Here is a 10066-nt window from a genome sequence, read left to right as displayed (position 1 = left end):
TGCACTGACCTGCGCAGATGCTGGAGTCGGCTAGCCCTGTGAATAAGCCTCCTTGGGTGTCGTTGCGGTGCGTCACAGGCCGCGGAGGGCGTCTGACTGACTATGGTGACCATCGCAAGGAGCGAAGGAGGAGTCCTGTATGTCCACTGAGCTGGAGCGCACTTTGGAGCGCAACAAGGAGAACGTCAAGGCCTTCTACGACCTGATGTTCAATCAGTGCCGGCCGAGGGAGGCGCTGGAGCGATACGCCGGCGAGGAGTACCGGCAGCACAACACTCATGTGGCCGACGGCAAGGAGGCCTTCGTCGAGTACTTTGAGCGGATGGCTCGCGACTACCCTGGCAAGAGCGTGGAGTTCGTGCGTGCTTTCGCCGAGGGGGACTACGTCATCCTGCACTGCCACCAGCGGTGGCCGGGGTCGGAGGACTACGCGGGTATCGACATCTTCCGTCTCGATGAGCGCGGCCGGATCGTGGAGCACTGGGACGTGCTCCAGGTGATCCCGGAGACCTCTGCCAACGACAACGGCATGTTCTGACTCCGGCGCGTCAGCTCTGCGCCAGAGTTTTCCATGCCTCGATACTGGCGGCGATGTCCCCGGGGACGGCGATGGAGCGCTGCGTAATCTGTCGGGGGATTTCCGGCTCCTGGTTGAGGGTGGCGAAGACGGCCGAGGAATTGGCGTAGGTCCGCTGCCAGAACGGGAACTTGATGAGTGAGGGCGTGTTCCACCCCACCCCGATCTCCAGGTAGAGGACCCGATCCGACTCGTGCTCGGACAGGAATCGGCGGTATCGCTCAGCAGCGTCGTGCCACTGCTCGTCCTCCACGAAGGTGCCGTCCACCCGCAGGTTCATCGCCGCAGGTTCCTTGCACCTGGGGCATACGGGCAACAACGATGATGGAATGCGCAGGTCCCGCTGCCGCTCCACCATCTCTCGCACGGCCGACTCGTTGGACCACGTCCCGGCGTGGCAGGGGACGGAACACTGCCACAGTCCATAGTCGCCCTGAGTGGCGAAGACGAGCGACTCGTCGAAGCCGTTGCGGGCGAAGGCGTGGTCGACGTTCGTGGTGATGACGAAGTAGTCCGTGTCCACCAAACCATTCAGGATGGCCCTCAGGTCCTGGTAGAGGGGGAGGATGGGCTCGTCGTAGCGGTTGGCCATGATGTGCCGGGACCAGTACGCCCACCGGTGCTCCGGCGTTGGGAAGGGGTAGAACCCGGAGGAGTACATGTCTCTCAGGCCGAACTGCTCGATGAAGTCAGGGAAGAGGCGTGTGAATCGGGGGCCTGAGTAGGACAGACCTGCTGCGGCCGACAGTCCCGACCCGGCACCGAGAACGACGGCGTCGGCCTGGGAGGCTGCGTCGGCTAGACGCCGGATCGCCTCTGAGCTCTCAGCGGTCAGGGTCGAGGAGGTCGCGGTAGATCGATTCGTCGATTGGATCGAAGACATTGAAGACCACCTTTGTCAGTGACTGGAAACGGGGGAGCAGCTCGCGGACGGTGCGGACCGCGACGGCGGCGGCCTCGGCCTTGGGGTAGCCGAAGATGCCGGTGGAGATGCAGCACAGCGCGATGCTGGTGGCCCGCAGATCCTCGGCAGCGAGCAGGCAGGAACGGTAGGAGGAGGCCAGGAGCGCCTCGTGCTCAGCGGTTGGCTTGCCTTGCACGATCGGCCCGACGGTGTGGATGACGTAGGCGGCTGGCAGGTGGTAGCCGCCGGTCACGGTTGCCGTGCCGGTGGGCTCGGGACGGCCTCGAGCGGCCATGATGTCTGCGCATTCCTGGCGTAGTCCGGGGCCGGCGGCCGAGTGGATGGCATTGTCGATGCAGGCGTGCAGCGGCTGGAAGCATCCGAGGAGAGCGGAGTTCGCCGCGTTGACGATCGCATCGGCCCGGATCGTTGTGATGTCGCCGCGCCACAGAGACAGGCGCGGGTCCACCTCCGTTCCCGGCAGGCTGAGGGCGTCAACGGTTTCTCGCTCGGCCGCCTCGGCAGCCAGGAGCCGCTCCAGTGAACAGTTCAGCTCAGGGGATAGTGGAATGGCGGGTCGCATGGCGAGCAGGGCCCGCAGTGCCAGTCGGCGCCGACCAGGGTCGCCGGCCGAGACGGTGTCCAGGAGCTGCTGGCAGTTGGGCTGTTCCTGAAGCAGGAGGGCCAGCGATGTATCAACGAGGGTGCTGCGCTGAGACTGCGTCAATGGACCTGGAGACATATGATCCTCTCTACCGATGACGGGTGAGATACTTAGTTACTATTGGATAGTAGGTGTTAGATAGAAACCCAGGAAGGTGGGTGTCGCGTGGCGTCCGTCATGGAGCGCTCAGCCGTCGCTGCGTCGACAGGCAGTGACGTGTGCCTGCGACGGGGGTGCTTCTGGGGTGTGAGAAGAGGGGCGCCGCGTGTGCGGTGCCCCTCGGTTTGCCATGGCTGCGCGGGCTTCCTTGGCCGCGCAGCCTCGTTGTTCTGCGCCCTTGTCGGGCTGGGTCCGGGTCCTGCGTTGCTTGTGATGCGTGGTCCGGATCCGGTGGAGCTCCAGTGAGCTCGTTGGAGTCGTCTACGCTCAGCGGGCCTCGAGGAGGTTGACGCCGGTGTAGATGCCCACGCCCATGGTGATCGCGGCCAGGACGGAGGAGGCGAACATGAGGGTCGGGATGCCGGTGACGGCGCCGACAACGGCCATGACCATGACGGCGAACATGACGGCGATCATGGCGACGGCGAAGGTGAGGCGGTTGGCGTCGGTCTGCGTGCCGGTGGTCGCCTGGGTGGCGGTGGTGGCAGCGGTGGTCTCGACGGTCTGGGTGGGGCGCTCGGTGATGGTGGCGGTCATGTGAGTGTTCCTCTCGGTGTGCGTCGAGCAGGTCCGCCTGACCATGAGTCGTGCGTCCCTGCACGACTGTGTGCAGCCCGTGGGCCGGACGGAGGTTTCTCCGTCACGTAGAACTCTAGGAACGCTCCATCCGATTGTCTAGACAAAGGATCGTGACGTGCGTTGCGTCGGTGGTTCGTCGATCACAGGGGTCGCAGGGAGAGGGGTGGCTCACCCTCACAGGTGCGTGTCCGAATGTGGCGTCATTGAGGGGAATCCTGGTCTCAGAGGAACATTGAGGGGACTGGCGTCTCGGTGGTTTTGATACGGAGACGTGACGTGTGTGGCAGGAGTGCGACGTCAACCACTGGTCTAGTCATCCTGTGGTGGCGGGCAACGCTGAGAGGTGGTGGCGTCGTCGCCGGCCGGCAGGGCGGAAGGCGGCTGGTTGCCGCCCCGGCTATTCTGTTCCGGTGACGACCAGCCAGACTTCTTCCAGCGCCGTCGGCCCTGTCCTCGTGGTGGACTTCGGCGCCCAGTACGCCCAGCTCATCGCCCGCCGCGTGCGCGAGGCCGGTGTCTACTCCGAGATCGTGCCCCACTCCATGGATGCCGCCGCCATGCTGGACAAGCAGCCGTCGGCCATCGTCCTCTCCGGCGGCCCCTCCTCGGTCTACGCCGACGGCGCCCCCTCCGTTGACCCGGCCCTCTTCGACGCTGGAGTGCCGGTCCTGGGCATCTGCTACGGATTCCAGGCCATGGCTCAGGCCCTGGGCGGAACGGTCGGACGCACCGGCACCCGTGAGTACGGGCACACCCCCGCCCGTGTGGCGGAGGGCTCGTGCCTGTTTGACGGCACCCCGGATGACCAGGTGGTGTGGATGAGTCACGGTGACGCGGTCCAGGCCGCCCCCGAGGGCTTCACCGTCACCGCCTCCACCTCCCAGACGCCGGTGGCTGCCTTCGAGAACCCGGGCCGTCGCCTCTACGGGCTGCAGTGGCACCCCGAGGTCCTCCACTCCGAGCACGGGCAGGCCGCCCTGGTCAACTTCCTGCACAAGGAGGCGGGACTGCCGGCCACCTGGACGCCGGACAACATCATCGACGAGCAGGTGGCCCGCATCCGCGAGCAGGTGGGCGACGCCCACGTCATCTGCGGCCTGAGCGGGGGAGTGGACTCCTCCGTGGCCGCCGCCCTCGTCCACCGCGCCATCGGCGACCAACTCACCTGCATCTTCGTCGACCACGGCCTGCTGCGCGCCGGCGAGCGCGAGCAGGTCGAGCACGACTACGCCGAGGGCATGGGCATCCGCGTCATCACGGTCGACGAGACCGAGCGTTTCCTGAGCGCCCTGGCCGGCGTCACCGAGCCGGAGGCCAAGCGCAAGATCATCGGCCGGGAGTTCATCCGCTCCTTCGAGGCTGCCCAGCGCCGGGTCATTGAGGCTGTCGGGGCTGAGGGCGGCGAGATCCGCTTCCTGGTCCAGGGGACTCTGTATCCCGACGTCGTCGAGTCCGGCGGGGGAGAGGGCGCCGCCAACATCAAGAGCCACCACAACGTGGGGGGCCTGCCCGAGGACCTCGACTTCGAGCTCATCGAGCCGTTGCGCGAGCTGTTCAAGGATGAGGTGCGCGCCATCGGCCGTGAGCTGGGTGTGCCGGAGAAGATCGTCGCCCGCCAGCCCTTCCCCGGGCCGGGGCTGGGTATTCGCGTCATCGGCGAGGTGACGGCCGATAACCTGCGTGTGCTGCGGGCCGCCGACGCCATCGCCCGCGAAGAGCTCACCGCCGCCGGGCTCGACGACGAGATCTGGCAGTGCCCGGTGGTGCTGCTGGCCGACGTGCGCTCCGTAGGGGTGCAGGGTGACGGGCGCACCTACGGCCACCCCATTGTTCTGCGACCGGTCAGCAGTGAGGACGCCATGACCGCGGACTGGACCCGCCTGCCTTACGACGTCCTGGCGCGTATCTCCAACCGGATCACCAACTCCGTGCCTGAGGTCAACCGGGTGGTGCTCGACTGCACGAGCAAGCCCCCGGGCACCATCGAGTGGGAGTGATGGGCGAGTCGGAGCGATAGCCCGCTGCCTGCAAGGCCCCGCCGGTGCAATGCGCTGGCGGGGCCTTGTTGTGCTCGTGGTGAGCGCGATCCGGCGTGCCTGCCTGTGTCGGGGCGGGGTCGGCTGCCAGGTGGGGTAGTGGGGGGCCTGACTACCGAGGACTGCGATTCTCGCCGGGGACTGACTTTTCCTCCAGACCACTGCGGGGGAACCCCAGTGGTCTGGAGGAAAAGTTAGTCCTCGTGCAGGAAGTACGTTCCCGATCCGGTGAGGTTGGGACTTGGGGTGGCGATTGCGTGAGCCTCGGAGGTGGTGGGGTGCTTCCCTTTGGTGTCAGAAGAGGTGTCATGAAATCACTAGTAGGTCAATAAAGCGTACGACTTCCGTATGTGAAAGGAGATAAAAGTAGGGGTTATTTTATGGGCTGAATGATATTGAAGCCCGCCTCTCCCGAGGGGTGACAACAGTGCTACGATCGCACCGATAAAGCTCGTCAATGGAGGTATAGAAATGTCTGCCCCAGCAGGTTGGTATGACGACGGATCGGGCCAGCAACGATGGTGGGATGGTCGTGCATGGGGCGTCTATGTGCAGGACGTCTCCTCCGTCCCGGGGGATCCTGGTGCAGTGGGTTATGGGCAGGTGGCTGGGTCGGTTGGACAGCCTGTGAAGGAGCCTGGAATACTCAACGCCCTGGGGCAGGCTGTCAAGAATGCGGCGGTTGAACAAAAGAGTCTGGCGATCGGGGCGCTGACTGCCGGCGTGAGGGCGCGTCGAGAGCGTGAGGAGCGTGAGCGTGAAGAGCGTCTTCGGCAAGCCGAGTGCGCTCGGATGGCTGGAAGGCGGGTGACGAGTGGAGAGTTTGGGGCTTCGGAAGTTGAGATCTATGAGAACGGGTATGTGCGTGTAGCTGGCCCCAATGAAGGTGGACGTTCTTGTTGGATGGACGAATCGACTCCTTATGAGAATCTGATCTCTATATCTTTTGAGCGCCCTGACGGTGGCAGTTCTGGGGCGGTTGGTGCGGTCGCTGCGCCATCGGTTGCGACGGCCGGAACTGCAGTCAAGGTGGTGTCGATGATCGCGAAACGTCACCCTGTAGGGATGGCGGTTTCAGGTGGTATTGGCCTTGCTGCCGCAGGGGCTGGTACGGTTGCTAAAATCATGTCGGCGAAGGCTGTCCTGACTATTACCACTGACCAGAGAGTTCATGTGCTGACGAATCAGGTGAAGCATCCGACAACGGGCATCCCCATGCCCAGAAAAGACCATGAGAGCGTTGGTGCTGTCCTGGAGCAAACGGGCAACTCGGTTCTGACCGCCTTGGGGCGTGGGCCCGCGATGTCGAACGCTCCTGCTCTCCCCTCCGGACAGGTCGAACCGCCTCAGACGCAGAGTTCTCCGAGCATGTCTACTGAAGACGTCGCGAAACGTCTACGTGAGTTGGATGAGCTGCGTAAGGAAGGCATTTTGGATGATGCCGACTTTGCTATCGCCAAGCGCCAGCTGCTGGGGAAGCTCTAGGGCCGTCGTCGACCAACGTGCAGAACGGGCTCCTTGGCTGAGCCCGGGCGTGCCCGTCGAGGACTGCGATTCCCGCCGAGGACGTACGTATCCCCCAGATCACTGGGGTTCCCCCGCAGTGGTCTGGAGGATAAGTCAGTCCTCGTGCAGGAAGTACGTTCCCGATTCAGTGAGGCACCGCGCAACGTGACGTTGGGGCCGGTCACCAGGTGGTGGCCGGCCCCAACGTCGTGTTGGCGGGTGCTCCGCGTGCCAGCGCCTTACAGGGCCGACCGGGCCCGGGCGCGCCCCACGGCCACGGCGACGGAGAAGACCGCGACGGCGAACAGGGCGCAGATGCCGCAGTCCACGAGCAGGGGCCCAATGACGGCGGCGGACATGGAGGTCGCCTCGTACGCCCCGGAGATCGCTCGGTCCGCCCAGTAGCCGGGCGTGAGCCTCGCCGCCCGGGCGAGCGAGTCGGGCAACCCCTCGATGGGTACCCACGCCCCACCCAGGAAGGACAGGGCCATGCCTCCGATGTTGGCGACCGCGTTGGCCGCTTGCTGGCCCAGACCGATCTGCCCCATGAGGAATCCGATCGAGACCGCCACGAGCGTATAGCTGCCCACAGCCGCAGCGACCACCCCCAGAAGCGGAGCCGACGTCGCCACGCTGCCCAGGCCGAAGGCCGCCACTCCCAGCCCGAAGACCCACAGCCACCCGGCGAGCCCCACCACGAGGCACGCGCCCAGCAGCCCGAGGCTGCGGGAAGTGCCGCTGACCGGGGTGGCCTCAAGGCGTGCGCGCACCGCCCGGCGCCCCAGCGCCGCCATCAGCGTGGAGATCGTGACGACCGCGAAGGCCATGAGCGGGTAGAAGGAGAACCTGGCGTAGGTGACGAAGCTGTGGGACAGAGGCGTGGCGTCCGGGGTGATCCGTTTCGCGGGGGCGGAGTGGTTCATCGTCTCCTTGGCAAGTGCCACGGCCCGGACCGGGTCGTCCGTGGTGGTCGACAGGTAGTCGCTGACCTGCCCCACGTAGGAGTCGGTGCGCACATTCATAAGCGCGCCGGACGCCGACTCGTACCCGATGACCGTGTCCATGCGGGGCGGCTCGGTGCCCTCGCGAGCCGCCTGCTGCAGCCTCTGCCCGTAGCCGGCAGGAATGATGAGGATGTAGCTGATGCGGTTCTGCGCGGTGGCGTCCTGGAGGGCCCGCCTGGAGTCCTCAAGCGACTGAGCCTCGCCGACGGACTCGACATAGCCCTTGACCCCGCGGGAGATCGTGGAGCCGTCGCGGTCGATGACGGCCACACTCGCCGTGGCGACCGTGACCTCATCGGAGCTGTCCTCGGACTTGGCCATCCCGGTGAACAGACCGAACAGGCTCAGCACCACCAGGTAGATGAGGATGTACAGCCGGTGAGCGGCCACAACTCTCACACATGTCTTAAAGGTGCTCATGGGTCATCCTCCTGGCGCGGATTAGGGCGATGGTCAGGAACAGGCACGTCATGCCCAGCAGGACTGCGCAGCTGCGGGCGAAGGGTGCCAGAGAGTCGTAGTACAGGAGCCCGTAGAAGCAGCGGGCTGTCTGCCACAGGGGATTGGCCTGCGCCAGCAGCGGTGCGTGCTGCTCGATGGAGCGGGCCAGGGACTGGGATGCGGGCCCGTACAGGCCGGTGAACAAGGACAGCAGGGACGTGAAGCCGGAGATCATCCCGATCTCCAGGCGGGCCAGCGTCCCCAGGGCGGCGCCCACCGCGCTCGCCATGAGGCTGCACACCCCGATCGCCACGAGGCACAGCAGCACATGGGGCCCGAAGTCCACACCCACGACCGAGGCCATGAAGGCGAAAGCGACGAGCAGGCAGACGAACACGCACACCCAGGAGGCCGCGAGCGTGGCCGTCAGGACCTTCCAGCGGGCCAGACCCGCCAGGGTCTGCCTGGCGCCCACCGGTGAGACGGCCATGATTCCCTTCACGGCCACCATTGCCACGGTCGTCCCCATGCCGCAGGCGAAGGCCAGCAGCGCGAAATAGTAGTGGGTCTGCGGCTTGACCGGGGAGGGCGTCACCGAGATCGAGCGGGTGAAGGCCTGATCGGTCTCCAGCGCCGCCAGCTTCTCAGGAGCCGCCCCCGCCTTGGCCAGGGCCACGTACTCGGCCCGCCTCTGGGTGTAGGAGTCCATGACCACTCGCAGCACCCGAGTCGTCTCGGCCTCGTTGCCCTGCTGAGTCACGTGCAGCACAGGATCGCTGCCCTCGACGGCGAGATACCCGTTGGTCTCTCCCCGCTTCGCGGCGGCCTCGGCCTGCGCGACCGTGGAGTGGGTGACCTTCGTGATGAGGTGATGATCGGCGTCGTCGGCGGAGATGCGCTCCACGACGGCGTCCAGCCCCGGAGCGGTCCGGTAGGCCTCGTCCTGGACGACGCCGAAGCTCATGGGGGTGGCCTCGTAGACCTTGTCCAGGTTGGAGAACATGGCCATGAAGATGAGGGACAGGACGACGGGGAAGCCGAGCGTCCACACGAGCAGGACCCGGTCTCGCAGGAGCCTGAGTACTTGATACAGGAAGACGGTCAACATCTCAGGCCGCCTCGTCTCGCAGGGCCCGCCCGGTGATCTCCAGGAAGACGTCGTTGAGGGTCGGGGGCTCGGAGGTCACCCGGCCGCAGGTCGCCCCCGCGGCATCCAGCGCCCTCATGACATCGGTGAGGTTGTGAGCCCCGGGGGAGCACTCGATGAGCACCTCACCGTCCAGGTAGGCGGCCGTGCGCACATGCTCCAGGCGGCGCAGGCCCTCCAGGGCCTCCTCGCCCAGCGGGGCGGGGTCGATGACCTCCACCCGGATGCGTTCACCGGTGCCGATCATGGCCTTGAGCTCGTCGGAGGTACCGGAGGCCACCTGACGGCCGCGGTCCATAATGACGATCCGGTCGCACAGCTGCTCCACCTCCTCCATGTAGTGGCTCGTGTAGACGACCGTGGCGCCGCGCTCGTTGAGGCGCTTGATGCCATCGAGGATGGCGCCCCGGCTCTGCGGGTCGACGGCGACCGTGGGCTCATCGAGGAAGATGAGGTCGGGGCCGTGGGCGATGCCGCAGGCGATGTTGAGGCGGCGCAGCAGGCCGCCGGAGAGCTTCTTGGGCTTGAACTTCACGAACTTCTCCAGACCGACGAAGGCGATCGCCTCGGCCACCAGGCGGCGCCTCTCGGCGCGATCGCGCACGTAGAGGGCGCAGAAGGCGTTGACGTTCTCCGCCACCGTGAGCTCATCGAAGACGGCGACATCCTGAGGCACCACGCCGATGCGACGCTTGAGACCGTAGGAGGTGGGCGTCATCGGCTCACCGAAGACGCGGATCGAGCCCTTGTCGTAGGTGAGCAGCTGAAGGATGCAGCTGATCGTCGTCGTCTTGCCCGAGCCGTTGGGGCCGAGCAGCCCCAGGACCTGGCCGCGCGGGATCATCAGTGACAGGCCATCAACCGCGACCAGCTCCCCATAGCGCTTGACCAGGGAGTCGACCTCCACCGCCAGGCCCGCCTCGTGGTTCTCATCCTCGCCGTCCATCTCGGCTCCTTCCTTTGTTCCGCCGGTGGTCCCCGGCTCATGGCATCCATGGTCGCGGGGCGCGGTGGCGCTCAGAAGTGCCTGTTGTCATGACTGCGGCCGG

9 protein-coding genes are annotated in these 10066 nt (G+C 65.9%); 3 read left to right on the top strand and 6 right to left on the bottom strand.

Annotated elements, in window-relative coordinates; all coding sequences use genetic code 11:
- Positions 1-139: 139 nt before the first annotated feature.
- Positions 140-538, top strand: coding sequence for a nuclear transport factor 2 family protein (locus AB7V09_RS07960; RefSeq protein ID WP_075371614.1), 399 nt, complete (start codon positions 140-142; stop codon positions 536-538).
- A 10-nt stretch (positions 539-548) separates the two neighbouring features.
- Here AB7V09_RS07960 and AB7V09_RS07955 read toward each other — a convergent pair whose 3' ends face one another.
- The 3 genes from AB7V09_RS07955 to AB7V09_RS07945 form a co-directional block, all read right to left on the bottom strand.
- Positions 549-1460 carry a Sir2 silent information regulator family NAD-dependent deacetylase gene (locus AB7V09_RS07955; protein ID WP_081385386.1) on the bottom strand — a complete coding sequence of 304 codons (912 nt, stop codon included), beginning with the start codon at positions 1458-1460 and terminating at the stop codon, positions 549-551.
- Positions 1402-2208, bottom strand: a complete 807-nt coding sequence (locus AB7V09_RS07950) for a protein-ADP-ribose hydrolase (protein ID WP_419143413.1) — start codon at positions 2206-2208, stop codon at positions 1402-1404. The genes AB7V09_RS07955 and AB7V09_RS07950 overlap by 59 nt, the downstream gene beginning before the upstream one ends.
- Positions 2209-2571: 363 nt before the next feature.
- Positions 2572-2841 carry a hypothetical protein gene (locus AB7V09_RS07945; RefSeq protein WP_075415433.1) on the bottom strand — a complete coding sequence of 90 codons (270 nt, stop codon included), beginning with the start codon at positions 2839-2841 and terminating at the stop codon, positions 2572-2574.
- Positions 2842-3293: 452 nt separating this feature from the next.
- Between AB7V09_RS07945 and guaA the strand changes: the two genes are divergently transcribed.
- Positions 3294-4880: a glutamine-hydrolyzing GMP synthase gene (gene guaA, locus AB7V09_RS07940; RefSeq protein ID WP_419143412.1), complete on the top strand. Its 1587-nt coding sequence runs from the start codon at positions 3294-3296 to the stop codon at positions 4878-4880.
- Positions 4881-5390: 510 nt separating this feature from the next.
- The gene (locus AB7V09_RS07935; protein WP_419143411.1) at positions 5391-6404 is read left to right on the top strand and encodes a hypothetical protein; all 1014 of its coding nucleotides are present in this window, start codon (positions 5391-5393) and stop codon (positions 6402-6404) included.
- 260 nt (positions 6405-6664) lie between these two features.
- Here AB7V09_RS07935 and AB7V09_RS07930 read toward each other — a convergent pair whose 3' ends face one another.
- The 3 genes from AB7V09_RS07930 to AB7V09_RS07920 are packed head-to-tail and all read right to left on the bottom strand — an operon-like array spanning position 6665 to position 9963.
- Positions 6665-7849 (bottom strand): ABC transporter permease, encoded by a 1185-nt coding sequence (locus tag AB7V09_RS07930; RefSeq protein ID WP_314155878.1) that lies wholly within the window; start codon positions 7847-7849, stop codon positions 6665-6667.
- The gene (locus tag AB7V09_RS07925) at positions 7836-8978 is read right to left on the bottom strand and encodes an ABC transporter permease (protein ID WP_419143410.1); all 1143 of its coding nucleotides are present in this window, start codon (positions 8976-8978) and stop codon (positions 7836-7838) included. The genes AB7V09_RS07930 and AB7V09_RS07925 overlap by 14 nt, the downstream gene beginning before the upstream one ends.
- Position 8979: 1 nt before the next feature.
- On the bottom strand, positions 8980-9963 hold the full coding sequence (locus AB7V09_RS07920; protein ID WP_009747276.1) for an ABC transporter ATP-binding protein: 984 nt from the start codon (positions 9961-9963) through the stop codon (positions 8980-8982).
- Positions 9964-10066: the final 103 nt, after the last annotated feature.

This window comes from Actinomyces sp. SKVG-SVH-4(1) (assembly GCF_048514265.1).
Taxonomy (GTDB): domain Bacteria; phylum Actinomycetota; class Actinomycetes; order Actinomycetales; family Actinomycetaceae; genus Actinomyces; species Actinomyces oris.
The sequence above is the reverse complement of the archived record's forward strand: the minus strand, read 5'-3'. Positions and strand labels throughout refer to the sequence as shown.

What these genes read in the sequence shown, in the direction of transcription:
- AB7V09_RS07960 (WP_075371614.1), top strand. Translation starts at nt 140, where the DNA reads ATGTCCACTGAGCTGGAGCGCACTTTGGAGCGCAACAAGGAGAACGTC.
- AB7V09_RS07955 (WP_081385386.1), bottom strand. Translation starts at nt 1,460, where the DNA reads ATGTCTTCGATCCAATCGACGAATCGATCTACCGCGACCTCCTCGACC.
- AB7V09_RS07945 (WP_075415433.1), bottom strand. Translation starts at nt 2,841, where the DNA reads ATGACCGCCACCATCACCGAGCGCCCCACCCAGACCGTCGAGACCACC.
- AB7V09_RS07935 (WP_419143411.1), top strand. Translation starts at nt 5,391, where the DNA reads ATGTCTGCCCCAGCAGGTTGGTATGACGACGGATCGGGCCAGCAACGA.
- AB7V09_RS07930 (WP_314155878.1), bottom strand. Translation starts at nt 7,849, where the DNA reads ATGAGCACCTTTAAGACATGTGTGAGAGTTGTGGCCGCTCACCGGCTG.
- AB7V09_RS07925 (WP_419143410.1), bottom strand. Translation starts at nt 8,978, where the DNA reads ATGTTGACCGTCTTCCTGTATCAAGTACTCAGGCTCCTGCGAGACCGG.
- AB7V09_RS07920 (WP_009747276.1), bottom strand. Translation starts at nt 9,963, where the DNA reads ATGGACGGCGAGGATGAGAACCACGAGGCGGGCCTGGCGGTGGAGGTC.